This is a genomic window from Aeromonas sp. DNP9 (genome assembly GCF_001728955.1).
In the GTDB taxonomy this organism is placed as follows: domain Bacteria; phylum Pseudomonadota; class Gammaproteobacteria; order Enterobacterales; family Aeromonadaceae; genus Aeromonas; species Aeromonas veronii.
Map to the genome: position 1 here is coordinate 1 of NZ_LYSQ01000017.1, position 23,425 is coordinate 23,425.

Below are 23,425 nucleotides of genomic sequence, written 5' to 3' on the forward strand. Positions count from 1 at the left end.
AAGGAGTTGAGGCAGTTGAGGAGTTGAGGCAGTTGAGGCAGTTGAGGCAGTTGAGGCAGTTGAGGCAGTTGAGGCAGTTGAGGCAGTTGAGGCAGTTGAGGCAGGATCAGAATGGATTAAAAGAAAAGCCGGGACAAGCCCGGCTTTTTCTTTATCACTCAGCAGCTGCTTCAGCAGCGGCCGGGCGGTCTACCAGCTCAATATAAGCCATAGGGGCGTTGTCGCCTGCACGGAAACCGCATTTCAGAATGCGAGTATAACCGCCGGCGCGCTCCAGGTAGCGCGGGCCCAGTTCATTGAACAGCTTAGCCACGATCGCGTTATCGCGAGTACGGGCAAATGCCAGGCGACGATTAGCAACGCTATCAGTCTTGGCAAGGGTGATCAGCGGTTCAACTACACGACGCAGCTCTTTTGCCTTAGGCAGAGTCGTCTTGATGATCTCATGACGAACCAGGGAGCTGGCCATGTTGCGGAACATTGCCTGACGATGGCTGCTGTTCCGGTTCAGTTGACGACCACTCAAACGATGGCGCATGACCTTATCCTTCTAACTAAATCTGTGAAACCCGTAATCTGGATTACTCGTCAGCGATGCTGGCGGGCGGCCAGTTCTCAAGGCGCATGCCAAGAGACAGACCACGGGAGGCCAACACGTCCTTGATCTCAGTCAGGGACTTCTTACCGAGGTTAGGAGTCTTAAGCAACTCAACTTCGGTACGCTGTACCAGATCACCAATATAGTGGATAGCTTCTGCCTTCAGACAGTTCGCAGAACGAACTGTCAGCTCCAAATCATCGACAGGACGTAGCAGAATCGGATCAAACTCGGGTTTCTCTTCTTTCTTCTCGGGCACGCTGACATCGCGCAGATCCACGAATGCTTCCAGTTGCTCGGCCAAAATAGTGGCAGAACGACGGATGGCTTCTTCAGGATCCAGGGTACCATTGGTCTCCATGTCGATGACCAGCTTGTCCAAGTCGGTACGCTGTTCCACACGTGCTGCCTCAACATTGTAGGCAATACGAACGATGGGGCTGAACGCGGAGTCCAGCAGCAGGCGACCAATAGGACGCTCTTCGTCATCGTTGTGAACACGAGCAGAAGCAGGCACATAACCACGACCGCGCTGAACTTTCAAGCGCATGCTGATTTCAGCATTGGCACCAGTCAGGTGGCAGATTACGTGCTCCGGGTTTACGATCTCGACTTCATCACCGTGAGTGATATCACCAGCGGTAACGGGGCCTGTTCCAGACTTGGTCAGGGACAGAGTTACCTCGTCCTTGCCTTCCAGCTTCACAGCGATACCTTTCAGGTTGAGCAGGATTTCAAGAATGTCTTCCTGTACACCTTCTTTGCTGCTGTACTCATGCAGTACCCCGTCAATTTCGACTTCAGTAACTGCACAACCGGGCATAGATGACAGCAAAATACGACGCAGGGCGTTGCCCAGCGTGTGACCAAAGCCACGCTCGAGTGGCTCAAGAGTCACTTTCGCATGAGTCGGGCTAACTTGCTCGATGTCAACTAGCCGCGGTTTAAGAAAATCTGTTACAGAACCCAGCATTGTGTCCTCTCTTTAGAAGCTAGCTTTACTTGGAGTAAAGCTCGACGATCAGCTGTTCGTTAATGTCGGCAGACAGGTCGGAACGCTCTGGCAGACGCTTGAAAGCACCTTCCATTTTAGCGGCGTCAACCTCTACCCAAGTCGGCTTCTCGCGCTGACCAGCAACTTCCAGGGAAGCTTTGATACGCGCTTGCTTCTTAGCCTTCTCACGAACGCAGATCACGTCCTCAGGGGAAACCTGGAAAGAAGGAATGTTCACAACGCGACCGTTTACCATGATGGCCTTGTGGCTCACCAGCTGACGAGATTCAGCACGGGTAGCGCCGAAGCCCATACGGTAAACAACGTTGTCCAAACGACCTTCCAGCAGCTGCAACAGGTTTTCACCGGTATTACCCTTTTGACGGGCAGCGTCGCGGTAGTAGTTGCGGAACTGTTTTTCCAATACGCCGTAGATACGACGAACTTTTTGTTTCTCGCGCAGCTGAACACCGTAGTCGGACAGACGCGCTTTACGCGCACCGTGCTGACCAGGGGCGGTGTCAATCTTGCACTTAGAATCAATCGCACGAACACCTGACTTCAGGAAGAGGTCGGTGCCCTCACGACGGCTAAGCTTAAGCTTAGGACCGATATATCTTGCCATCTTCTTTCTCCAACAATCCTAGACCAAGTAGCTACAGCGTTATACGCGGCGCTTCTTGGGAGGACGACAACCGTTGTGCGGGATCGGAGTCACATCAGTAATGTTAGTGATGCGGAAACCAGCCGCGTTCAGGGCGCGGATGGAAGACTCACGACCGGGACCCGGACCTTTGACCATGACTTCCAGGTTCTTGACGCCATATTCTTTGGCCATCTCACCAGCGCGCTCGGCAGCTACCTGAGCAGCGAACGGGGTGGACTTACGAGAACCACGGAAACCGGAACCACCAGAAGTAGCCCAAGACAGAGCATTGCCCTGACGGTCAGTAATGGTCACGATTGTGTTGTTGAAAGATGCATGAACGTGCGCAATACCGTCGCTCACTTGCTTTTTAACGCGCTTGCGAGCACGAGTCGGAGTTTTAGCCATTTTCTACCTTCCCGTTACTTCTTGATAGCCTTGCGCGGACCCTTACGGGTACGAGCGTTGGTCTTGGTACGTTGACCACGAACAGGCAGGCTACGACGGTGACGCAAACCACGGTAGCAACCCAGATCCATCAATCGCTTGATGTTCATGGAAATCTGACGACGCAGGTCACCTTCAACGGTGAATTTACCTACTTGTTCACGCAGACTCTCGATCTGAGCTTCGTCCAGGTCTTTAATTTTCACATTCTCAGCGATACCGGCTGCGGCACAGATGGCCTTGGAGCGGGTACGACCGACGCCATAAATCGCAGTCAAAGCGATGACTGCATGCTTATGGTCAGGAATGTTAATGCCAGCGATACGGGCCACTATTCACTCCTACATATAGTAGATTACGACCACCACAAAGCCCGTGAGCGGATACGTGGCGGTCAACCAATACACAACAAAAGTTGGCTGGCTATATTAGCCAGCACAACTATTTGTTGCAAGTACTAACCGTAAAAAATTAGCCTTGGCGCTGTTTATGCTTTGGCTCGCTGCAAATCACACGCACCACACCGTGACGCTTGATGATTTTGCAGTTACGGCAGATTGCCTTAACGGAAGCACGAACTTTCATTGCTTAACTCCGTAACTACGCCGACCTTTAGCGGCCGTAGCCCTTCAGGTTGGCCTTCCTCAGGACGTCGCCATATTGATGAGACATCATATGGGTTTGTACCTGAGCCATGAAGTCCATGATAACTACCACGATAATCAGCAGCGAAGTGCCACCGAAGTAGAACTGTACGTTCCAGGCAGTCATCAAGAACTGGGGTACCAGACAGATAAAGGTTATATAGAGCGCACCTGCCAATGTCAGGCGAGTCATAACCTTATCGATGTAACGTGCTGTCTGCTCGCCCGGGCGAATCCCCGGGATAAAGGCTCCACTCTTCTTCAGATTATCTGCTGTCTCGCGGGGGTTGAACACCAGCGCGGTATAGAAGAAGCAGAAGAAGATAATGGCTGCTGCATACAGCATCTCGTAAAGCGGTTGACCTGGCTGCAGGATCATTGAGACCTGTTGCAGGATATCAGCTACTTTACCCTCGCCCTGACCAAACCAAGAGGTAATGGTCCCCGGGAAGAGGATGATACTGGATGCGAAAATCGCAGGAATCACACCAGCCATATTCACTTTCAACGGCAGGTGTGTGCTTTGCGCGGCAAATACCTGGCGGCCTTGTTGACGCTTGGCATAGTTAACGACGATACGACGCTGACCACGCTCCACGAACACCACAAAGTAAGTCACTGCGAAAACAATCAAGCCCAGCAACAACAACAGCAGGATGTGCAATTCCCCTTGACGTGCCTGTTCGGCCGTAGCGCCAATGGCATGCGGCAGACCAGCAACGATACCTGTGAAAATAATCAACGAGATACCATTACCAATCCCACGCTCGGTAATCTGTTCACCCAACCACATCAAAAACATGGTACCGGTGACCAGACTCACAACCGCTGTGAAATAGAAGCCCAAACCCGGATTAGTCACGAGTCCATGCATCATATTCGGCAGACCGGTTGCAATACCAATGGCCTGGAAAGTTCCCAAAACCAGCGTGCCCCAACGGGTATATTGGCTAATCTTGCGACGGCCGGATTCACCTTCTTTCTTGAGTTCAGCAAGAGCGGGGTGAACCACTGTCAGCAGCTGGATAATGATCGACGCCGAAATGTACGGCATGATCCCCAACGCAAGAATAGAAGCACGCGAGAGTGCACCACCACTGAACATGTTGAACATCTCAATGATGGTGCCCTTCTGTTGCTGGAACAACTCGGCCAGTACGGCGGCGTCAATACCAGGAATCGGCACATAAGAGCCTGCACGGAAAACGATAATCGCCCCGAGAACGAAGAGCAGACGGCTCTTCAGTTCACTCAGACCACCCTGTGCTTTAACATCCAATCCTGGTTTCTTAGCCATTGTACTGATTATTCCTCGATTTTACCGCCAGCGGCCTCGATGGCTGCACGTGCACCTTTGGTGACGGACAGACCACGAACGGTCACAGCACGGTCAATGTTGCCAGACAGAACAACTTTAGCGAATACGATGTTCTTAGTAACAACACCGGCTTGCTTCAGAGTGCTCAGATCGACCACATCACCTTCCACCATGGCGATTTCGTTCAGACGCACTTCGGCAGAAACCAAAGATTTGCGAGAGAAGAAACCGAACTTCGGCAGACGGATTTTCAAAGGCATCTGGCCGCCTTCGAAACCGTTGCGGACTTTGCCGCCACCGGAACGAGAGGTTTGGCCTTTAACACCACGACCACCAGTCTTGCCCAGGCCGGAGCCGATACCACGACCACGACGTTGTTTTTCAGGCTTGGAACCAGCGGCCGGAGACAGAGTGTTCAGACGCATGCTTAGCCCTCCACCTTAACCATGTAATAAACCTGGTTGATCATGCCGCGTACGCAAGGAGTATCTTCCAGCTCAACGGTGTGACCAATGCGACGCAGACCCAGACCACGCAGAGTCGCCTTGTGCTTTGGCAGACGGCCGATAGAGCTGCGAGTTTGAGTTACTTTTACAGTGTTAGCCATGTCGCATTACCCCAGAATTTCTTCAACGCGCAGACCACGCTTGGCAGCGATCTGTTCCGGTGATTGACCGTGAACCAGAGCGTCTACAGTAGCGCGAACAACGTTGATTGGGTTGGTGGAACCGTAGGTCTTGGCCAGCACGTTGTGGATACCGGCAACTTCCAGAACAGCACGCATAGCGCCGCCTGCAATGATACCAGTACCTTGGGAGGCCGGCTTCATGAACACGGTGGAGCCAGAGTGAACACCACGCACCGGGTGGTGCAGAGTGCCGTTGTTCAGCTCAACCTTGTTCAGGTTACGCTTAGCCTGTTCCATTGCTTTTTGAATAGCAGCCGGAACTTCACGGGCTTTACCGTAACCGTAACCTACACGGCCGTTACCATCACCCACCACGGTCAACGCGGTGAAGGACATGATACGACCACCTTTAACAGTTTTCGAAACACGGTTTACTGCAATGAGCTTTTCTTGCAGTTCGCCGGCTTGAGATTCGACTTTAGCCATCTTCGACTCCTAGCTTAGAACTGAAGACCAGCGTCACGTGCGGCAGCTGCCAGGGCAGCGATGCGACCGTGATACTTGAAACCGGAACGATCGAAAGATACGTTCTGAACGCCTTTGGCAATAGCACGCTCAGCGATAGCCTTACCTACAGCGGTAGCAGCATCTGCGTTACCGGTGTATTTCAGAGCTTCACTGATGGCTTTCTCTACTGTGGAAGCAGAGGCCAGAACTTCGGAACCGTTGGCTGCAATAACCTGCGCATAGATATGACGCGGGGTACGGTGAACAACCAGACGGGTAGCTCCCAGTTCCTGCATCTTTTTCCGAGCACGAGTAGCACGACGGAGACGAGCTGCTTTCTTGTCCATAGTGTTACCTTACTTCTTCTTAGCTTCTTTAGTACGCACTTGCTCGTTGGCATAGCGTACACCCTTGCCCTTGTAGGGCTCCGGAGCGCGGTAAGCACGGATATCGGCGGCGACTTGGCCAACCAGCTGCTTGTCGACGCCACGCAGAACGATTTCTGTAGCAGTCGGGCACTCAGCGGTCACACCAGCCGGCAGCGCATGCTCTACCGGGTGAGAGAAGCCCAGAGCCAGCGCAACAGCATTGCCCTTGATGGAGGCTTTATAACCTACACCAACCAGCTGCAGCTTGCGCTCGAAGCCTTGGGTAACACCGATTACCATGTTGTTGACCAATGCACGGGCAGTACCGGCCTGAGCGTCAGCACCAGCGATGCTGCCGCGCGGGGCGAACTTCAGTACATTGTCTTCTTTGGTCACTTCTACACCGGCGTGAATAGAGCGAACCAGAGAACCTTTACCACCTTTGATGGTCAGTTCCTGGCCGTTCAGAGTCACCTCTACGCCAGCAGGAATAGTGACGGGTGCCTTAGCAACACGAGACATTTCCTACCTCCTATTAAGCGACGTAGCAGATGATCTCACCGCCCATGCTTGCTTTGCGAGCAGCACGGTCAGTCATCACACCTTTAGACGTGGACACGATAGCAACACCGAGACCGCCCATAACTTTCGGCAGATCAGTAGTGCGCTTGTAAATACGCAGGCCTGGACGGCTTACGCGTTGGATCAGTTCTACAACTGGCTTGCCCTGGAAATATTTCAGTTCAATTTCCAGTTCCGGCTTCACGTCACCAGCTACGGAGTAGCCAGCGATGTAACCTTCTTCTTTCAGCACTTTGGCGATAGCCACTTTCAGCTTGGAAGAAGGCATGGAAACCGCAACTTTGCTCGCCGCCTGACCGTTACGGATGCGGGTCAGCATATCCGCGATCGGATCTTGCATGCTCATAAGTCTAACTCCCGAGATTCGTTACCAAGAAGCCTTCTTCAGGCCCGGAATTTCGCCCTTCATGGCATGCTCACGCACCTTGATGCGAGACAGGCCAAACTTGCGCAGGAAACCGTGCGGACGACCAGTAATATTGCAACGGTTACGCTGGCGGGACGGACTGGAATCACGGGGCAGCTGTTGCAGTTGCAGTACAGCATCCCAACGCGCTTCTTCAGAAGCGTTCATGTCAACGATGATAGCTTTCAGCTCGGCACGCTTGGTCGCGTACTTGGCTACCAGCTTGGCACGCTTTGCTTCGCGCGCTTTCATGGATGTTTTAGCCATAACCCTAACCTTACTTGCGGAATGGGAAGTTAAAGGCAGCCAGCAGAGCACGGCCTTCTTCATCGGTATTCGCGGAAGTGGTGATGGTGATATCCAGACCACGGACGCGATCGACTTTGTCATAGTCGATTTCCGGGAAGATGATCTGCTCACGCACGCCCATGGAGTAGTTACCACGACCATCGAACGCTTTAGCGTTCAGGCCACGGAAGTCACGGATACGCGGTACGGAGATGCAGATCAGCCGTTCCAGGAACTCCCACATACGCTCGCCACGCAGGGTTACTTTACAACCTATCGGGTAGCCTTCACGAATCTTGAAGCCCGCAACAGATTTGCGAGCTTTGGTGATCAGCGGCTTCTGACCGGAAATGGCAGCCATATCGGCAGCAGCATTTTCCAGCAATTTCTTGTCAGAGATCGCTTCACCAACACCCATGTTCAGGGTGATTTTCTCGATCCGAGGGACTTGCATGATAGTCTTGTAACCGAACTGCTTGGACAGTTCATTTACTACATCGGATTTGTAGTAATCATGCAGTTTCGCCATCGTTAAACTCCAATTACTTCACAAGTTCGCCGGTGGATTTGAAGAAACGGACTTTTTTGCCGTCTTCAATCCGGAAACCAACGCGGTCAGCTTTGCCAGTGGCAGAGTTGAACAGCGCTACGTTTGATACATCGATGGGGGCTTCTTTGGTGACGATACCGCCAGCCTGACCCAGTGCGGGTACCGGCTTCTGGTGTTTCTTCACCTGGTTGATGCCTTCCACGATTACCTTACCTTTTGCAATCAGGACTTGAGTGACTTTGCCACGCTTGCCCTTGTCTTTGCCGGTAAGAACAATCACTTCGTCTTCGCGACGGATTTTAGCTGCCATCGTTCGACTCCTTACAGTACTTCGGGTGCCAGGGACACAATCTTCATGAACTTCTCATTACGCAGTTCACGGGTCACCGGGCCAAAAATACGAGTACCGATTGGCTGTTGGTTGTTGTTAAGCAACACAGCCGCATTGTTGTCGAAACGGATGACAGAGCCGTCCGGACGACGAACGCCTTTACGGGTGCGTACGACCACCGCGTTATACACATCACCTTTCTTCACTTTACCGCGAGGAATGGCTTCCTTGATGGAAACCTTGATGATGTCGCCGATGCCGGCGTAACGGCGGTGCGAGCCACCCAGAACCTTAATACACATTACACTGCGAGCGCCGGAGTTGTCGGCAACACCCAGCATACTTTGCATCTGGATCATCTTAGTGCTCCGCTTTGTTTACTTCTTATCCCTAATGGGATCTGGCTGCCTTCAAAAGGCGCGAAACTATAACACAGGATTTTCAGAAAAGGTAGCCTAAAAAACAAACGGCCCCTGAAAGGGGCCGCTTGGACTACAAAGTACCGATTAGGCCTTTTCTACAACGGCAACCAGGGTCCAGGACTTGGTCTTGGACAGCGGGCGGCATTCGCGGATTTCCACGAGGTCGCCAGCTTTGCACTCGTTGTTTTCGTCATGTACGTGCAGCTTGGTAGTGCGCTTGATGATCTTACCGTAGATCGGGTGCTTTACCTTGCGCTCGATAGCAACAGTGATGGACTTGTCCATCTTGTCGCTGATTACACGACCTTGCAGAGTACGGATCTTGTCAGTCATTACGCACCTGCCTTCTCAGTCAGTACAGTCTTGATACGTGCGACGTCACGACGCACTTGTTTCAGAGTGTGAGTCTGAGCCAGCTGGCCGGTGGACGCTTGCATGCGCATGTTGAATTGCTCACGCAGCAGGCCCAGCAGCTCCTGGTTCAGTTCTTCGACGCTCTTTTGACGCAGATCTTGGGCTTTCATCACATCACCGTCTTAATTACGAAAGTGGTCTGAACAGACAGCTTAGCTGCGGCCAGGGCAAACGCTTCACGCGCCAGAGCCTCAGGTACACCGTCCATCTCGTACAGAACCTTGCCAGGCTGGATCGGGCAAACCCAGTATTCCACGTTACCCTTACCTTTACCCATACGAACTTCGAGGGGCTTTTCGGTGATGGGCTTGTCCGGGAACACACGGATCCAGATCTTACCTTGACGCTTAACGTGACGGGTCATGGCACGACGGGCTGCTTCGATTTGACGAGCAGTCAGTTGACCACGGGATGTCGCCTTCAGGCCAAAGGTACCGAAGGATACTTCGTTACCAGAGGTGGCCAGACCGCGGTTACGACCCTTGTGGGTCTTGCGGAATTTAGTACGCTTAGGTTGCAACATTTACCGAATCTCCTTACTTAGCAGCGCGGCGCTTGTTGTCACGCTTGGGCTTTGCAGGAGCTTGCTCTTGAGCAGCGGCAGCGTTAACAGCAGCCAGACCGCCCAGAACTTCGCCCTTGAAGATCCAAACTTTAACGCCGATCACACCGTAAGTGGTGTGGGCTTCAGAAGTTGCGTAGTCGATGTCGGCACGCAGGGTGTGCAACGGCACACGACCTTCACGGTACCATTCGGTACGCGCGATTTCAGCGCCGCCCAGACGACCGGAAACTTCCACTTTGATGCCCTTGGCACCCAGGCGCATTGCGTTCTGTACGGCGCGCTTCATAGCACGACGGAACATTACACGACGCTCCAGCTGGGAAGTGATGCTGTCGGCAACGAGTTTGCCATCCAGCTCCGGCTTGCGGACTTCGGAAATGTTGATCTGAGCAGGCACGCCAGCAATAGTGGCTACAGCTTTGCGCAGCTTCTCAACGTCTTCGCCTTTCTTACCGATTACAACACCCGGACGAGCAGTGTGAATGGTCACACGGATGCTCTTAGCCGGACGCTCAATGGTGATCTTGGACAAGGACGCGTTTTTCAGTTCCTTGGTCAGGAACTGGCGTACTTGAAAATCGCTGTACAGGTTGTCAGCGAAGTCTTTGGTGTTCGCGAACCAGGTAGAATTCCAAGGCTTGGTAATACCCAGGCGAATGCCATTAGGATGTACTTTCTGACCCATTGCTTATCTCCCAGCCTTAGCGTCGGATACCACTACAGTGATGTGAGCGGTACGCTTGAGGATACGATCCGCACGACCTTTGGCACGCGGACGGATGCGCTTCATGGAGGGACCTTCGTCGACCATGATAGTAGCAACACGCAGCGCGTCGATATCGGCGCCTTCGTTGTGCTCAGCGTTTGCAATGGCAGATTCCAGCACTTTCTTAACCAGCACTGCAGCCTTTTTCGGGCTGAAGGTCAGGATATTCAGAGCCTTGTCTACGGACAGACCACGTACTTGATCGGCTACCAGACGAGCTTTCTGGGCAGAAGTACGGGCATAACGGTGTTTAGCGATAGCTTCCATCATTTATCCCTTAGCGCTTCTTAGCCTTCTTATCAGCAGCATGGCCGCGATAAGTACGAGTCGGTGCGAATTCACCCAGTTTGTGACCGATCATTTCTTCGGTAACGAAAACCGGAACGTGCTGACGACCATTATGGACAGCGATGGTCAAACCGATCATGTTCGGGATGATCATTGAACGACGGGACCAGGTTTTAACCGGCTTTTTATCCCCGCTTTCCACCGCTTTCTCTACCTTCTTCAGCAAGTGCAGGTCAATAAATGGACCCTTCTTGAGAGAACGTGGCATGGTGATTCCTCTATGTTAACAATTACTTGTTACGACGACGTACGATGTACTTGTCGGTACGCTTGTTCTTACGGGTCTTGAAGCCTTTAGCCTTCTGGCCCCATGGGGACACAGGCTGCATGCCCTTGTTACGACCCTCACCACCACCGTGCGGGTGGTCAACCGGGTTCATCGCCATACCGCGAACGGTCGGACGAATACCACGCCAGCGGTTTGCACCGGCTTTACCCAGTTGACGCAACATGTGCTCGGAGTTACCGACTTCACCGATGGTAGCGCGGCACTCGGCCAGAACTTTACGTACTTCGCCGGAACGCAGACGCAGAGTTACATAGTTACCTTCACGAGCCAGGATCTGGATGAAAGTACCAGCGGAACGAGCCAGCTGTGCACCTTTACCAGGCTTCATCTCTACAGCGTGAACGGTAGAACCAACCGGGATGTTGCGCATCGGCAGGGCGTTACCTACCTTGATGGCTGCATCAGCACCAGAAGCGATCGCGTCACCAGCTTTCAGGCCTTTCGGAGCCAGGATGTAACGACGCTCACCGTCTGCATACAACACCAGAGCGATGTTAGCGGTACGGTTCGGATCGTATTCCAGGCGCTCTACTTTAGCCGGGATACCGTCTTTGTCGCGCTTGAAGTCGACGATACGGTAGTGCTGCTTGTGACCACCACCGATATGACGGGTAGTGATACGGCCGTTGTTGTTACGACCACCGGACTTGCTTTTGCTGTCCAGCAGAGCGGCGAAGGGCTTGCCCTTGTACAGCTCTTGATTGACGATCTTGACGACGTGGCGGCGGCCCGGAGAAGTAGGCTTGCACTTAACGATTGCCATTTTTGAGAACTCCTCTTACTCGGCTGCGCCCATGAAGTCGATGTCCTGACCAGCTTTCAGGGTCACATAAGCCTTTTTCCAATCGGAACGACGGCCTACGCGTGCACCTGCGCGCTTGGTCTTACCCTTCATGTTCAGGGTACGGACGGTCTCAACTTCGACCTCGAACAGTTTCGCAACTGCAGCTTTGACTTCCGCCTTAGTAGCATCAACAGCAACTTTGAACACGATAGTGTTCTGCTTTTCTGCAACCATGGTGCTCTTTTCAGAGATGTGCGGAGCCTTCAGAACTTTCAGCAGACGCTCTTCACGGATCATGCCAGCATCTCCTCGATTTGCTTAACTGCGTCAGCAGTCATCAGAACCTTGTCGAAAGCGATCAGGCTGACCGGGTCGATACCGGCAACGTCACGCACGTCAACTTTGTACAGGTTGCGAGCAGCCAGGAACAGGTTCTCATCGACTTCAGCAGTCACGATCAGAACGTCAGTCAGTTCCATTTCTTTCAGCTTGGCGATCAGTTCTTTGGTCTTCGGAGCTTCGATGCCGAACTTCTCAACAACGATCAGGCGCTCTTGACGTACCAGCTCGGACAGAATGCTACGGATAGCGCCGCGGTACATCTTCTTGTTTACTTTCTGGCTGTGATCTTGCGGCTTAGCAGCAAAAGTCACACCACCGGAACGCCAGATGGGCGAACGGATGGAGCCAGCACGGGCACGACCAGTACCCTTCTGACGCCACGGCTTTTTGCCGCCACCAGACACTTCAGAGCGAGTCAGCTGCGCACGAGTACCCTGACGGGCACCAGCGGCATATGCAACGACGACCTGGTGAACCAGAGCTTCGTTGAATTCGCGCCCGAAGGTAGTCTCGGAAACTTCAAGAGCGCTCTTGGCGTCTTTCATTACCAATTCCATTACTATCTCCTCAGACGTTACGCTTTGACGGCAGGTTTGACGATCACGTTGCCGTTGGTTGCACCCGGTACTGCACCTTTGATGAGCAGCAGGTTGCGTTCAGCGTCAACACGAACCAGTTCCAGGTTCTGAGTCGTTACACGCTCAGCACCCATGTGACCAGCCATCTTTTTGCCCTTGAATACACGACCCGGAGTCTGGTTCTGACCGATAGAACCCGGAACGCGGTGAGACAAGGAGTTACCGTGGGTCATATCCTGGGTGCGGAAGTTGTGGCGCTTAACAGTACCAGCAAAGCCCTTACCTTTGGATGTGCCGGTAACGTCTACCAGCTTAACGTCAGCGAGAAGATCTACTTTCAGCTCGCTACCAACAGTGAAAGTTTCACCGTTGTTCAGGCGGAATTCCCACAGACCGCGACCGGCTTCTACACCAGCTTTGGCGAAGTGGCCAGCTTCCGGCTTGGTCACACGGCTGGCTTTTTTGGCGCCAGTGGTAACCTGAATAGCGTTGTAGCCGTCGGTTTCTACAGATTTGACCTGAGTTACACGGTTAGCTTCAACTTCGATAACAGTCACCGGGATAGAAACGCCATCTTCAGTGAAGATGCGAGTCATACCCACTTTGCGACCTACAAGACCGATTGTCATTGTTATCAACCTCTTTCCGTAATTAACCCAGGCTGATCTGGACGTCTACACCAGCTGCCAGATCCAGACGCATCAGGGCGTCTACGGTCTTGTCAGTCGGCTCAACGATGTCTACCAGACGCTTGTGAGTGCGGATCTCGTACTGATCACGCGCATCTTTGTTGACGTGCGGGGAGATCAGGACGGTGAAGCGCTCTTTGCGAGTCGGCAGCGGAATAGGACCGCGAACCTGCGCGCCAGTGCGCTTAGCAGTTTCAACGATTTCCGCAGTGGATTGATCAATCAGGCGATGATCAAAAGCCTTCAGGCGGATACGGATTCTTTGGTTCTGCATTGACAGAGCTCCAATAGATAAAAGAACATAAATCAACACCGCCCGACCGAGATTTCTCCCGCCAGAGGTGTGATTTTTCACGTTTCCCCCCATATCGGGAGGACTGTATGGCTGGCTCCTGTAAACAGGAAACTCAGCAGCAGACATATCGTCTGGCTTACCTCATGGGTAAGCGGAGGGGATTATACGGATTTTTCAAATTTGCGCAAGGGAGAGCGAACAGATTATGCGCAGTTTTATGTGACAGATGGATCTGGCCTGGGGCAATGCACTCTGCTACCAACACCCAGGTAACGACAATGTTACAAGCCGACTGGTAGACTGTGCGCTTGCCTCTGTCAGTGGAACGACATCCCATGCTCAAAGATCAAAAGAAAGCCTATCAGTATGGCCTTTGCGCCGTTGCCCTCTGGTCGACGGTCGCCACAGCCTTCAAGATCTCCCTCGCCTATTTCGAACCTGTGCAACTGTTGCTTGTGGCCGCCTTCACCTCGACTCTCACGCTGACAGCCGTCGTCGCCAAACAGGGCAAACTGCCGCTGCTGGGAAGCTACATCAAGGCCCGCCCTTTCTACTACCTGACTCTGGGCGTGCTGAATCCCTTTCTCTATTACCTGTTGCTGTTCAAAGCCTATGATCTGCTGCCTGCCCAGCAGGCACAGACCCTCAACTACACCTGGGCCATTACCCTCAGTCTGCTGGCCGTCCCCTTCCTCGGCCAGAAGCTGCGTCGGCGTGATGGCGTCGCTATCGTGCTGGGGTATTTTGGCGCGCTGGTGATCGCCACCAGAGGGGATGTATTCGGCCTGCAGTTCGACAGCCCCCTCGGCGTGACGCTGGCGCTGGTCTCGACCCTCATCTGGGCCAGCTACTGGATCCTCAACACCCGCAATCAGGGAGATCCCATTGTCAGCCTGTTGCTCGGCTTTATGATCAGCCTGCCTTTTATCGTCGTGGCGACCTGGTTGCTCTCCGATTTTGCCATGACCGCCTGGCAGGGATGGGCTGGAGCCATCTATGTGGGACTGTTCGAAATGGGTTTCGGTTTCGTGCTCTGGCTGATGGCGCTGCGCCATGCCACCAACACGGCCCCCATCAGCAACCTCATCTTTATCTCGCCGTTTGCCTCACTGGTGCAGCTCAATCTGCTGATCGGCGAAACCATCCATCCGGCCACCCCCATCGGGTTGGCGCTCATCGTTGCCGCCCTGCTGATCCAGCAGCTCAAGTACGGCAAACGCTATCGAGCATCAGTCGAAACCAAGAGCTGACCATGCAGAAGGGCGTATCCACAGATACGCCCTTCTCTCAATCCATCCACTCCTGTGGCTGATGTTTCGGCAGCCGCATCTCGACCAACAAGCCGCCGAGATCCGAGCTTCCCAACCGGATAGTGCCGTGGTGCTGGGCGACTATCTTGGCCACGATGGCCAACCCCAAGCCACTACCGCCGACGGTCCGCGCCACATTCCCCTGAGTAAACGGTTTGAGCACCCGGGAATAGTCCTGCTCCGGAATGCCGGGGCCATCATCGGAGAGGCGCAAGCGCACCCAGTGCCCATCGTCCTTCAGCTCGGCATGCAAACGGCTCGCCCCATAACGCTGCGAGTTGCTTGAGAGGTTGTTCAACACCCGCCGGATGCTGACCGGATTGCAGGCCACCCGCACCGCCTCTTGCGGCAGCGCCAGATCAACTTCCAGTCCCTGCTCCGAGTAGATCAGCAAGGTATCATGCACCAGCTGGGTCAGGTCGATAGGCTCCAAATCCTGCCCCTCGTCCGGACGGATGTAATCGATGAACTGATCGATGATGGCATTGGACTCATCGATATCGGCATTGATGCTCTCCTTGAGGTACTCGTCACCGGAGGACATCATCTCGGTGGCCAGCCGGATGCGGGTCAGCGGGGTACGCAGATCGTGGGAAACCCCCGCCATCATCAGGTTACGCTCTTCGATTAGGCTCTTGATGGAGTGCGACATATGGTTGAAGGTGCGGGTCAGTCGCCTTACTTCCCGTGAACCCAGCTCCCCCAGCGCCTCGGGGAAATGCCCTCTGGCCACCGCAACAGCGCCAGCTTCGAGATCCTCGAGCGGGCGCACCAGCTGCCGGGCAAAGCGCCAGGCCGCAAACAGAGTGATCACCAGCAGCACGCTCAGATAGATGATGAGGGGTTCGATATCGTCATCTTCAATCTCGGTCAGCGGAATCCGCACCCAGATTTTGCTGGCCTGCGGCGGCTGGATCCAGATGATGTAGTGATCCTGGATCTCGACCCGCACCTTGGCTGGGCCACCCAGTTCGCGGCTGATGTTCTCCTCCAGATAGGGGTACGGCTTGGCCTCGTTGAAGCCATGCTGCACCGCCTCGCTCTGGGTATAGATATCGGTACCGGTCGTCACATAGACCAGCGCCTCGGCATCTTCGCTCAGCGCCAGTTGTTCAGTGTTGACCGGAAAGATCAGCTTGACCTGATTGGCCAGCAAGTGACTGATCTGCTTGACGGTTGGCGCCAGCAGATAGTTGTAGAAGGTGACGTAGGAGACCGCTTGATAGACCACCAGGACGGCGGCCAGAAACCAGAGCATGCGCGAGAACATGCTGCCGACCTTTTTCATGCACCGTCACCATCTGGCACGAACACATACCCCAGACCCCAGACGGTCTGCAGGTAGCGGGGCTGGGCCGGATCCTGCTCCAGCAGGCGGCGCAGGCGAGAGACCTGCACGTCGATGCTGCGCTCGGTGGCGGTGTATTCACGGCCACGGGCCAGATTCATCAGCTTGTCGCGGGAGAGCGGCTCGCGCGGATGGCTGACCAGCACCTTGAGCACCGCAAATTCACCGCTGGTGAGCGCCATCGGCTCGCCATCCCGACTCAGCTCGCGGGTCGCGAGATTGAGTTGAAAAGCGCCGAAGTTGACCACCTTTTCTGCAGCAGAGGGAGCCCCCGGCAGCTCGACGGTATGGCGGCGCAGCACGGCACGGATCCGCGCCAGCAGTTCGCGGGGGTTAAACGGCTTGGGCAGATAGTCATCGGCCCCCATCTCGAGCCCGACTATGCGATCCACTTCATCCCCCTTGGCGGTGAGCATCAGCACCGGGATCTGGTTGCCCGCTTCCCGCAGACGGCGGCAGATGGAGAGCCCATCCTCCCCCGGCAACATCAGATCGAGCACCATCAGGCTGAAGTTTTCACGAGTCAGCAGGCGATCGGCCTGTTCGCCATTAGCCACGCCGCGCACCACGAATCCCTGCTCGGTGAGATAGCGTTCCAACAGGGAACGTAATTTCAGGTCATCGTCCACGACCAGGACCTTGTATTGCTGCTGACTCATTGCTTTGCCTCTTCATTCTTTAGCTGCCCCCAATACTAGGGGGGGATATAGCGGGAGCAAAGCACAAATATGTTACCGGTTATTACCCGTCCCGAGAGCGTGACGGCCATCAAGTCACTGCGCTGGCCATCCACATCCTGAATTGCTCCCGCCAAGCTGGCGCAATTTCTCTCGACAGCCAGAGGACAAAAGCTAATATTCCCGAGCAGTTAGCGATGAATACCCCTCTTTGACCAGGTCCGCATCACCATGAAGACAAAGCTGATCACCCGCGAAGGCTACAACAAGCTGAAAGAAGAGCTCGATTTCCTCTGGCGTCAGGAGCGCCCCGAGGTCACCAGGAAGGTGGCATGGGCCGCCAGCCTGGGGGATCGCAGCGAAAATGCCGACTACCAGTACAACAAGAAGCGGCTGCGGGAGATCGACCGACGGGTGCGTTACCTGCGCAAATGTCTCGAAGAGCTGGGGATCGTCGACTATGCCCCCGCGCAGGAGGGCAAGGTCTTCTTCGGCGCCTGGGTCGAGGTGGAAAACGAAGAGGGCGAGACCAAGCGCTTTCGCATCGTCGGCTATGACGAGATCTTCGAGCGCAAGGATTACATCTCCATCGACTCCCCCATGGCCCGCGCCCTGCTCAAGAAAGAGGTCGGCGATGAGGCCATCGTCCGTACGCCAGTTGGTGACGTCTGCTGGTATATCAACGAGATCTGCTACCCCAAATAGCCGGACTGCTTGCCACAGGCACATCCTGAGTCACAGGTGCAATGGCAAGATAAACGCCCTCCCCTGCGACTTTATCAGTCTGACTGGTGCAGACCCCGGCGCAGGGTGGCATCCCGCAACACGACCCCATATAGTGCTCACACTTGGCGCCTGATGGCGCGGACTCGACCACAGAGGCCCTCAACAACATCATGATGCAAACCATAGAGAGACAGATTGCCGGTGAGCTCAATGCTCGCCCGGAGCAGGTGCAGGCCGCAGTGCGCCTGCTGGATGAAGGCTCGACCGTGCCCTTTATTGCCCGTTACCGTAAAGAGGTGACCGGCGGTCTGGACGACAGCCAGCTGCGCACCCTGGAGAGCCGCCTCGGCTACCTGCGCGAACTGGCAGATCGCCGCCAGGTGATCCTGCGCTCCATCGAGGAGCAGGGCAAACTGACCCCAGAGCTGGCCCGCGAGCTGAACGAAGCCGACAGCAAGACCCGGCTGGAAGACCTCTATCTCCCCTACAAACCCAAGCGTCGTACCAAGGGGCAGATGGCCATCGAGGCGGGGCTGGAACCGCTGGCCGACCTGCTGCTGAGCGACCCGATGAAAGAGCCCGAACAGGAGGCGGTTCGCTTCCTCAACGCCGAGCAGGGGATCACCGACAGCAAAACGGCTCTCGATGGCGCCCGCTACATCCTGATGGAGCGCTTTGCCGAGCAGGCCGACCTGCTGGAGAAGCTGCGCGACTACCTTTGGCAAAACGCTACCCTGCGCGCTCGCATGGTGGCTGGCAAGGAGCAGGAAGGGGCCAAGTTCAAGGACTACTTCGAGCACGACGAACCGCTGCACAAGGCCCCCTCCCACCGGGTGCTGGCCATGCTGCGCGGCCGCAATGAAGGGATCCTCAATCTGGCGCTGGTCACCAGTGACGACGAGAGTGCCAGCCCCTGCGAAGGGATCATTGCCCACCACCTCAAGCTCAATCTGCAGAACCGCCCGGCCGACAAATGGCTGCAGGGGGTGGTGAGCTGGACCTGGAAGATCAAGTTGTCGCTTCAGATGGAGACCGAGCTGATCGGCCGTATCCGCGAATCGGCAGAGGAGGAGGCGATCAAGGTGTTCGCCATGAACCTCAAGGATCTGCTGATGGCGGCCCCGGCCGGCATGCGCTGCACCATGGGGCTGGATCCGGGCATCCGCACCGGGGTCAAGGTTGCCGTGGTGGATGCCACCGGCAAGCTGGTCGATCACGCCACCATCTATCCGTTCGAACCAAAACGCCAGATTGATCAGAGCCTCAAGACCCTGAGCGAGCTGTGCCAGAAACACAAGGTCGAGCTCATCAGCATCGGCAACGGCACCGCCTCGCGGGAAACCGACCGCCTGGTCAGCGATCTGTTCGAGCGCTACCCCGCCGCCAAGGCGCAGAAGATAGTAGTCAGCGAAGCGGGGGCCTCGGTCTACTCCGCCTCCGAGCTCGCCTCCCAGGAATTCCCGGATCTCGATGTCTCGATCCGTGGCGCCGTCTCCATCGCCCGCCGCCTGCAAGACCCGCTGGCCGAGTTGGTCAAGATCGACCCCAAGAGTATCGGGGTGGGCCAGTATCAGCACGATGTTGGCCAGAGCCAGCTGGCCCGCCGGCTGGATGCCGTGGTCGAGGATTGCGTGAACGCAGTTGGTGTGGATGTGAATACTGCCTCGGTCGCCCTGCTCAACCGGGTTTCCGGCCTCTCCCAGACGCTGGCCCAGAACATCGTCGCCTACCGGGATGAGCACGGCGCCTTCAAGAGCCGTCAGCAGTTGCTGAAAGTGAGCCGACTCGGCCCCAAAGCCTTCGAACAGTGTGCCGGCTTCCTGCGCATTCGCGGCGGCAGCAATCCCCTCGACAGCTCAGCGGTACACCCGGAGTCCTATCCGGTGGTGGAGCGGATCCTCGCCAAGCTGGAGCAGACCGTGGAGAGCCTGCTTGGCAACAGCAGCCTGCTGCGCAGCCTGAAACCGGCCGACTATACCGATGAGCAATTCGGCGTACCTACCGTCACCGACATCATCGGCGAGCTGGACAAGCCGGGCCGCGACCCGCGCCCCGAGTTCAAAACCGCGACCTTCAAGGAAGGTGTGGAGCAGATCAGCGACCTGGTGCCAGAGATGGTACTGGAAGGGGTGGTCACCAACGTCACCAACTTCGGCGCCTTCGTCGATATCGGTGTTCATCAGGACGGTCTGGTGCACATCTCCTCCCTGACCGACCGTTTCGTCAAGGATCCCCGTGAGGTGGTCAAGGCGGGCGACATTGTGCGGGTCAAGGTGCTGGAAGTGGACGCCCCGCGCAAGCGAATCAGTCTGACCATGCGTCTCGACGAAAAGGCAGGGCAACCCGCCCGCAAGCCGGCTGAAGCGCGCAACAGCAGTGCTGGCAACGCTAAGCCAAGAAATGAGCCGCACCAAAGCCCCCCTATGGGTGGTGTCATGGGCAACGCCTTCGCGGCGGCGCTCTCCAAAGCGAAAAAGTAACGACACCTTCCAGAACACCTCTGAATGCAAAAAGCCCCGCAAGGGGCTTTTTTACACGCGAAGCTCAGGATCACTGCGTCAGGGCAGCAAGAATACTCTCGGGCTCTCCATGCTGGGCCAGCACCTCCCGCAGTCGGTTGAATGCCTTGCAGGCCTCTTGTGGATACTTGCCGTAAGAGACGACGCCGGTGTGGCTCCAGCCAGCCGCCAGCATCACTTTCTTCTTGAAACTGGTTCCTTCAGTTCCCCCTCCCCCGAGCTGCATCAGAAACTGCTCCATCTGCAGGTGGGGAGGCGGTACACGGGAGAAGGTGGTGAAATCTTCCGCTTTGACTTCATCGAAATGCATGACAGCTCCTGTGAAATTGGAATGGGCCTGATCTTCAGGTTAGTTGCAAAACAGGCAAAGCAGCTGAAAGTTTGGCGAGGGTGACTCAGATATGCAGACTGAGGGACTGGGTCGAGGCCGGGCTGACAGCCTGTCGATAGTGGCCCGCGATGACGCTGTTGCGCTTGTCCATATAGGCGCTCAGCACACCGCCCGATTTCGCGCTCTGCTCGGCCATCAGCTCTTTGCGCGCCTTGGCTTCACTCGCGGCGGCGCTGCGCGCGACGGCCAGATCCTGCGCGGAAGGCTCGGCAGGCGCCAGCGCTGCAGCGCGGATCTGCTGCATCTTGGCGATGGTAGCCGCAGGGTCACCGGGTACGACACTGGTATCGATCTGGACTTCGCCACCCGTAGCATAACGCTTGCCATCCGGCCCTTGCGTAAACTGATAGGTGGGCGAGCTGGCGTACTCTCCACCCGCAGACTGGTGCGCCTGCTCGTGAGTCCGCACCTCCTTGTCACGCTCGACAAGATCCTGAACCTGCTGCTCTTGCCGCTGTTGCTGCTCCTGCTGTTTGGGATCTTGCTGCTTGCGCTGCCCATCCTCACCGGTGGCCTCGACAAAGCGATTATCTGGCAGTGTCGTCGGGGCTAATTGCCCGGTTTCACGGCTGTTCTGGGAGGTCTGATTGCTGGAGGCCTGAGCGGCTTTGGATTTCTCTTTCTGGGAGCCGACTTCAGATTCGGCAACGGAAGCTTGGCCCGCTCGGGCCTGAGGGATCAGTTCTGCCCGGCGATTATCCGTCCTCGCCGCTTCCACCTGAGGTTGCAGCTGTGTCGGGATAAGGGGAGGCAGACTGACATTGATGTTCATCTCACACCCGGATGTCGATCAGGGTTCCCATCATATCGCTGGCAGTCTGCACTACCTTGGCGGAAGCGCCAGCCTGTTGCTCGGCCACCTTGAGATTGACAAGCTCATCGGTCACTTGCACCTGATCCCCGCTGGGGGTGTTGAGGCGGGCGATCTGATTGGATGCCTTGTCGGCAATCTGCTCGGCTCGCTGAAATCCCTGTACCCCGCTGTTGAAAGCAGAATCAATACGCATGGTGTTACTCCTCTGGTCACAGCTTAATTATCCGCCAGACCAGAGGATTAATGAAGCTTGCAGGCTGTTTTTTAGCCAACAAAATCTCGAACGATTTCAATGAATTCGTCAGGGTGGGAGATAAAAGGCGCGTGTGAGGCCTTATTGAGGGTCACGCTGCGGCTGGCAGGGTAGAGATCATCCAACAGGGGAATAGCCGCCTTGGGTACCAATGAATCCAGTCGGCCATAGATCCGCAACCAGGGCAGATCCAGCTCCTGCAGCGGTTCGCGCAGGTCAATCTCGGCCAACAACGTCAGTCCGGCCTCGAGTGCGGCAAACTGGGGTGTCGGGCGCTCGGCCAGCCAGTGGCGCAACTGGCGGATATCGTCCCGGGCATGTTCGCTGCCCATGGCCTGGATCGCCAGAAAGCGCTCTATGGTCTGGCGAAAATCCCCCGCCAGCATCTTGTTGAAGCCGGTCAGAACCTTGGGGGCGATCCCCGGCCACTCGTCACGGGCCATAAAACAGGGGGAGCTGGCTACCGTGATCAGGGAGTGCAACCGATCGGGATGCGTCAGCGCCAACTGGCTTGCCACCAGACCGCCGAGCGACCAGCCAAGCAGATGGCACTTCTGCGGCAAGATGGCGGCCACCTGCTCGGCAAGCCAGGGCAGGCTGTAATCCACCTCGTCTGCCAGCAGGCTGTTGCCAAAACCGGGCAAATCCACCAGATGAACCCGATAGTGGGGCGCCAACTGTTGGGCAATACCATGCCAGACCGCACCGTTCATCCCCCACCCGTGCAACAGCACCAGATCGGGCCCCTGGCCAAACTGCTCTACCGATATGCTCATCTAGACTCAAGATCCCTGTTCATGCTCTTGGGGTCAGCATGTTAAAGCGACTGCTCGCTAAAGCAAGCCCGCTGCTCGGCAGCCACGGTGACTGGCAAGGGAGTTGCCTGCTCTGCCATCAGCCTTGCGACAACGAGCCCCTGCTCTGCAGCTGGTGTCGGCAGGCGCTGCACCAGTCACAACCGAGATGCCGCCTCTGCGCCGCACCGCTGGCTGACTATATAGAAGAGAGCATACCGGTCTGTGGTCGCTGCCAGCGCAGACCTCCCCCCTGGGAGCGGTTGCAGGTGATCGGCGACTACCGGGCCCCCTACCCCATGCTGATCCCCCGGCTCAAATATTCCGGCCAGATCCTGCTGGCGCCGCTACTGGCACGCCTCTTGGCCGATCATCTGGATAGCAGCAATCCGCCAGAAGCGATCATTCCGGTTCCCCTGCACTGGTGGCGGCAGTGGCGGCGAGGGTTCAATCAGGCGGAGGAGATCGCGCAAGCCCTTGGCGAGTTCACCGACATTCCCTGCGACAACACTTTGTTGCAGCGCATCAAGGCGACCCCGCAACAAACAACCCTGAGCGCCGGGCAACGGCGGCGCAATCTGCGCGGGGCATTCCGGATCAGCCCCCACCACTATCGCCATGTCGCCCTGCTCGATGACGTCGTGACCACAGGCGCCACCGCTGGGCAGCTCAGCCGTTTGCTCCATGAGAGCGGCATCACAAACGTAGAAGTGTGGGCGATCTGTCGTACCCTGCGGCACAGCAAGTAGCCATCGGCATGCTACCCAAGCATTAATAACCGCGTTATCATGAAT

At 55.9% G+C, this 23,425-nt stretch carries 38 protein-coding genes; 4 read left to right on the forward strand and 34 right to left on the reverse strand.

The genetic code is table 11. The features are described 5' to 3' along the window. Positions 1–154: 154 nt before the first annotated feature. The 28 genes from rplQ to rpsJ form a co-directional block, all read right to left on the reverse strand. Entirely contained in the window at positions 155–538 is a 384-nt protein-coding gene (gene rplQ / locus A9G06_RS12685) for a 50S ribosomal protein L17 (protein WP_005307999.1), read from the reverse strand. Positions 539–581: 43 nt separating this feature from the next. Then, positions 582–1,571, reverse strand: coding sequence for a DNA-directed RNA polymerase subunit alpha (gene rpoA / locus A9G06_RS12690; protein ID WP_005307997.1), 990 nt, complete (start codon positions 1,569–1,571; stop codon positions 582–584). A gap of 25 nt (positions 1,572–1,596) precedes the next feature. Beyond that, positions 1,597–2,217, reverse strand: a complete 621-nt coding sequence (gene rpsD / locus A9G06_RS12695; RefSeq protein ID WP_005340600.1) for a 30S ribosomal protein S4 — start codon at positions 2,215–2,217, stop codon at positions 1,597–1,599. A 39-nt stretch (positions 2,218–2,256) separates the two neighbouring features. Further along, positions 2,257–2,646 (reverse strand): 30S ribosomal protein S11, encoded by a 390-nt coding sequence (rpsK, locus tag A9G06_RS12700; protein ID WP_005307993.1) that lies wholly within the window; start codon positions 2,644–2,646, stop codon positions 2,257–2,259. Between the two features lie 14 nt (positions 2,647–2,660). Next, complete coding sequence (gene rpsM / locus A9G06_RS12705) at positions 2,661–3,017, reverse strand: 30S ribosomal protein S13 (protein ID WP_005307991.1); 357 nt, start codon at positions 3,015–3,017, stop codon at positions 2,661–2,663. A gap of 139 nt (positions 3,018–3,156) precedes the next feature. Beyond that, positions 3,157–3,270 carry a 50S ribosomal protein L36 gene (gene rpmJ / locus A9G06_RS21545; protein WP_005319705.1) on the reverse strand — a complete coding sequence of 38 codons (114 nt, stop codon included), beginning with the start codon at positions 3,268–3,270 and terminating at the stop codon, positions 3,157–3,159. Between the two features lie 27 nt (positions 3,271–3,297). After that, a complete protein-coding gene (gene secY, locus A9G06_RS12710; protein ID WP_069555483.1) occupies positions 3,298–4,626 on the reverse strand; it encodes a preprotein translocase subunit SecY in 1,329 nt (442 codons plus the stop codon). 8 nt (positions 4,627–4,634) lie between these two features. Further along, positions 4,635–5,072 (reverse strand): 50S ribosomal protein L15, encoded by a 438-nt coding sequence (gene rplO, locus A9G06_RS12715; RefSeq protein ID WP_033138839.1) that lies wholly within the window; start codon positions 5,070–5,072, stop codon positions 4,635–4,637. Between the two features lie 2 nt (positions 5,073–5,074). Then, positions 5,075–5,254 (reverse strand): 50S ribosomal protein L30, encoded by a 180-nt coding sequence (rpmD, locus tag A9G06_RS12720; protein ID WP_005307985.1) that lies wholly within the window; start codon positions 5,252–5,254, stop codon positions 5,075–5,077. A gap of 6 nt (positions 5,255–5,260) precedes the next feature. Continuing rightward, complete coding sequence (rpsE, locus tag A9G06_RS12725) at positions 5,261–5,761, reverse strand: 30S ribosomal protein S5 (RefSeq protein ID WP_005340605.1); 501 nt, start codon at positions 5,759–5,761, stop codon at positions 5,261–5,263. 14 nt (positions 5,762–5,775) lie between these two features. Further along, on the reverse strand, positions 5,776–6,129 hold the full coding sequence (rplR, locus tag A9G06_RS12730; protein ID WP_005340606.1) for a 50S ribosomal protein L18: 354 nt from the start codon (positions 6,127–6,129) through the stop codon (positions 5,776–5,778). 9 nt (positions 6,130–6,138) lie between these two features. Next, positions 6,139–6,672 (reverse strand): 50S ribosomal protein L6, encoded by a 534-nt coding sequence (rplF, locus tag A9G06_RS12735; RefSeq protein ID WP_005340607.1) that lies wholly within the window; start codon positions 6,670–6,672, stop codon positions 6,139–6,141. Between the two features lie 13 nt (positions 6,673–6,685). Next, entirely contained in the window at positions 6,686–7,078 is a 393-nt protein-coding gene (gene rpsH, locus A9G06_RS12740; RefSeq protein ID WP_005307980.1) for a 30S ribosomal protein S8, read from the reverse strand. Positions 7,079–7,099: 21 nt separating this feature from the next. Beyond that, the gene (gene rpsN / locus A9G06_RS12745) at positions 7,100–7,405 is read right to left on the reverse strand and encodes a 30S ribosomal protein S14 (protein ID WP_005340609.1); all 306 of its coding nucleotides are present in this window, start codon (positions 7,403–7,405) and stop codon (positions 7,100–7,102) included. Between the two features lie 10 nt (positions 7,406–7,415). After that, positions 7,416–7,955 carry a 50S ribosomal protein L5 gene (rplE, locus tag A9G06_RS12750; protein WP_005331162.1) on the reverse strand — a complete coding sequence of 180 codons (540 nt, stop codon included), beginning with the start codon at positions 7,953–7,955 and terminating at the stop codon, positions 7,416–7,418. Positions 7,956–7,968: 13 nt separating this feature from the next. Further along, positions 7,969–8,286, reverse strand: a complete 318-nt coding sequence (gene rplX / locus A9G06_RS12755; RefSeq protein WP_005307977.1) for a 50S ribosomal protein L24 — start codon at positions 8,284–8,286, stop codon at positions 7,969–7,971. An 11-nt stretch (positions 8,287–8,297) separates the two neighbouring features. After that, positions 8,298–8,666 (reverse strand): 50S ribosomal protein L14, encoded by a 369-nt coding sequence (rplN, locus tag A9G06_RS12760; RefSeq protein ID WP_005307975.1) that lies wholly within the window; start codon positions 8,664–8,666, stop codon positions 8,298–8,300. 147 nt (positions 8,667–8,813) lie between these two features. Beyond that, positions 8,814–9,062, reverse strand: coding sequence for a 30S ribosomal protein S17 (rpsQ, locus tag A9G06_RS12765; protein WP_005307966.1), 249 nt, complete (start codon positions 9,060–9,062; stop codon positions 8,814–8,816). Beyond that, positions 9,062–9,253, reverse strand: a complete 192-nt coding sequence (gene rpmC, locus A9G06_RS12770) for a 50S ribosomal protein L29 (protein ID WP_005307965.1) — start codon at positions 9,251–9,253, stop codon at positions 9,062–9,064. The genes rpsQ and rpmC overlap by 1 nt, the downstream gene beginning before the upstream one ends. Beyond that, complete coding sequence (gene rplP / locus A9G06_RS12775; protein ID WP_005340612.1) at positions 9,253–9,666, reverse strand: 50S ribosomal protein L16; 414 nt, start codon at positions 9,664–9,666, stop codon at positions 9,253–9,255. The genes rpmC and rplP overlap by 1 nt, the downstream gene beginning before the upstream one ends. A gap of 13 nt (positions 9,667–9,679) precedes the next feature. After that, on the reverse strand, positions 9,680–10,393 hold the full coding sequence (rpsC, locus tag A9G06_RS12780) for a 30S ribosomal protein S3 (protein WP_005307962.1): 714 nt from the start codon (positions 10,391–10,393) through the stop codon (positions 9,680–9,682). Between the two features lie 3 nt (positions 10,394–10,396). Then, positions 10,397–10,741, reverse strand: a complete 345-nt coding sequence (rplV, locus tag A9G06_RS12785; protein ID WP_005319741.1) for a 50S ribosomal protein L22 — start codon at positions 10,739–10,741, stop codon at positions 10,397–10,399. Between the two features lie 10 nt (positions 10,742–10,751). Next, positions 10,752–11,030, reverse strand: coding sequence for a 30S ribosomal protein S19 (gene rpsS / locus A9G06_RS12790; protein WP_005307960.1), 279 nt, complete (start codon positions 11,028–11,030; stop codon positions 10,752–10,754). A gap of 22 nt (positions 11,031–11,052) precedes the next feature. Further along, complete coding sequence (rplB, locus tag A9G06_RS12795) at positions 11,053–11,874, reverse strand: 50S ribosomal protein L2 (protein ID WP_005340614.1); 822 nt, start codon at positions 11,872–11,874, stop codon at positions 11,053–11,055. 15 nt (positions 11,875–11,889) lie between these two features. Then, the gene (rplW, locus tag A9G06_RS12800; protein ID WP_342690021.1) at positions 11,890–12,189 is read right to left on the reverse strand and encodes a 50S ribosomal protein L23; all 300 of its coding nucleotides are present in this window, start codon (positions 12,187–12,189) and stop codon (positions 11,890–11,892) included. Beyond that, positions 12,189–12,794, reverse strand: a complete 606-nt coding sequence (gene rplD, locus A9G06_RS12805) for a 50S ribosomal protein L4 (RefSeq protein ID WP_005340616.1) — start codon at positions 12,792–12,794, stop codon at positions 12,189–12,191. The genes rplW and rplD overlap by 1 nt, the downstream gene beginning before the upstream one ends. A gap of 17 nt (positions 12,795–12,811) precedes the next feature. Next, on the reverse strand, positions 12,812–13,444 hold the full coding sequence (gene rplC, locus A9G06_RS12810; RefSeq protein WP_005340620.1) for a 50S ribosomal protein L3: 633 nt from the start codon (positions 13,442–13,444) through the stop codon (positions 12,812–12,814). 22 nt (positions 13,445–13,466) lie between these two features. After that, on the reverse strand, positions 13,467–13,778 hold the full coding sequence (gene rpsJ / locus A9G06_RS12815; protein WP_005307944.1) for a 30S ribosomal protein S10: 312 nt from the start codon (positions 13,776–13,778) through the stop codon (positions 13,467–13,469). A gap of 356 nt (positions 13,779–14,134) precedes the next feature. Here rpsJ and A9G06_RS12820 point away from each other — a divergent pair, with 356 nt between their 5' ends. Further along, positions 14,135–15,049 carry a DMT family transporter gene (locus tag A9G06_RS12820; RefSeq protein WP_069555484.1) on the forward strand — a complete coding sequence of 305 codons (915 nt, stop codon included), beginning with the start codon at positions 14,135–14,137 and terminating at the stop codon, positions 15,047–15,049. A gap of 37 nt (positions 15,050–15,086) precedes the next feature. On the opposite strand, the gene envZ is transcribed toward A9G06_RS12820, so the two are convergent. Both envZ and ompR read right to left on the reverse strand, forming a co-directional pair. After that, the gene (envZ, locus tag A9G06_RS12825; protein WP_021230784.1) at positions 15,087–16,397 is read right to left on the reverse strand and encodes a two-component system sensor histidine kinase EnvZ; all 1,311 of its coding nucleotides are present in this window, start codon (positions 16,395–16,397) and stop codon (positions 15,087–15,089) included. Further along, positions 16,394–17,116, reverse strand: coding sequence for a two-component system response regulator OmpR (gene ompR, locus A9G06_RS12830; protein ID WP_005340625.1), 723 nt, complete (start codon positions 17,114–17,116; stop codon positions 16,394–16,396). Before ompR ends, envZ begins: the two co-directional genes overlap by 4 nt. 249 nt (positions 17,117–17,365) lie before the next feature. Between ompR and greB the strand changes: the two genes are divergently transcribed. Together greB and A9G06_RS12840 are read left to right on the forward strand one after the other, a co-directional pair. Continuing rightward, positions 17,366–17,839 carry a transcription elongation factor GreB gene (gene greB, locus A9G06_RS12835; RefSeq protein ID WP_040069641.1) on the forward strand — a complete coding sequence of 158 codons (474 nt, stop codon included), beginning with the start codon at positions 17,366–17,368 and terminating at the stop codon, positions 17,837–17,839. A 191-nt stretch (positions 17,840–18,030) separates the two neighbouring features. After that, positions 18,031–20,340 carry a Tex family protein gene (locus A9G06_RS12840; protein WP_069555543.1) on the forward strand — a complete coding sequence of 770 codons (2,310 nt, stop codon included), beginning with the start codon at positions 18,031–18,033 and terminating at the stop codon, positions 20,338–20,340. A gap of 70 nt (positions 20,341–20,410) precedes the next feature. Here the strand turns inward: A9G06_RS12840 and A9G06_RS12845 are convergent, their stop codons facing one another. The 4 genes from A9G06_RS12845 to bioH all read right to left on the reverse strand — a co-directional run bounded on the left by A9G06_RS12845 (position 20,411) and on the right by bioH (position 22,613). Further along, on the reverse strand, positions 20,411–20,689 hold the full coding sequence (locus A9G06_RS12845; RefSeq protein ID WP_005355353.1) for a hypothetical protein: 279 nt from the start codon (positions 20,687–20,689) through the stop codon (positions 20,411–20,413). An 85-nt stretch (positions 20,690–20,774) separates the two neighbouring features. Beyond that, positions 20,775–21,542, reverse strand: a complete 768-nt coding sequence (locus tag A9G06_RS12850; protein ID WP_069555485.1) for a putative metalloprotease CJM1_0395 family protein — start codon at positions 21,540–21,542, stop codon at positions 20,775–20,777. A gap of 1 nt (position 21,543) precedes the next feature. Further along, positions 21,544–21,777 carry a flagellar basal body rod C-terminal domain-containing protein gene (locus A9G06_RS12855; protein WP_005340632.1) on the reverse strand — a complete coding sequence of 78 codons (234 nt, stop codon included), beginning with the start codon at positions 21,775–21,777 and terminating at the stop codon, positions 21,544–21,546. 71 nt (positions 21,778–21,848) lie between these two features. Further along, entirely contained in the window at positions 21,849–22,613 is a 765-nt protein-coding gene (gene bioH, locus A9G06_RS12860) for a pimeloyl-ACP methyl ester esterase BioH (RefSeq protein ID WP_069555486.1), read from the reverse strand. 38 nt (positions 22,614–22,651) lie between these two features. On the opposite strand from bioH, the gene A9G06_RS12865 reads away from it, so the two are divergent. Then, positions 22,652–23,380, forward strand: a complete 729-nt coding sequence (locus A9G06_RS12865; RefSeq protein ID WP_069555487.1) for a ComF family protein — start codon at positions 22,652–22,654, stop codon at positions 23,378–23,380. Positions 23,381–23,425: the final 45 nt, after the last annotated feature.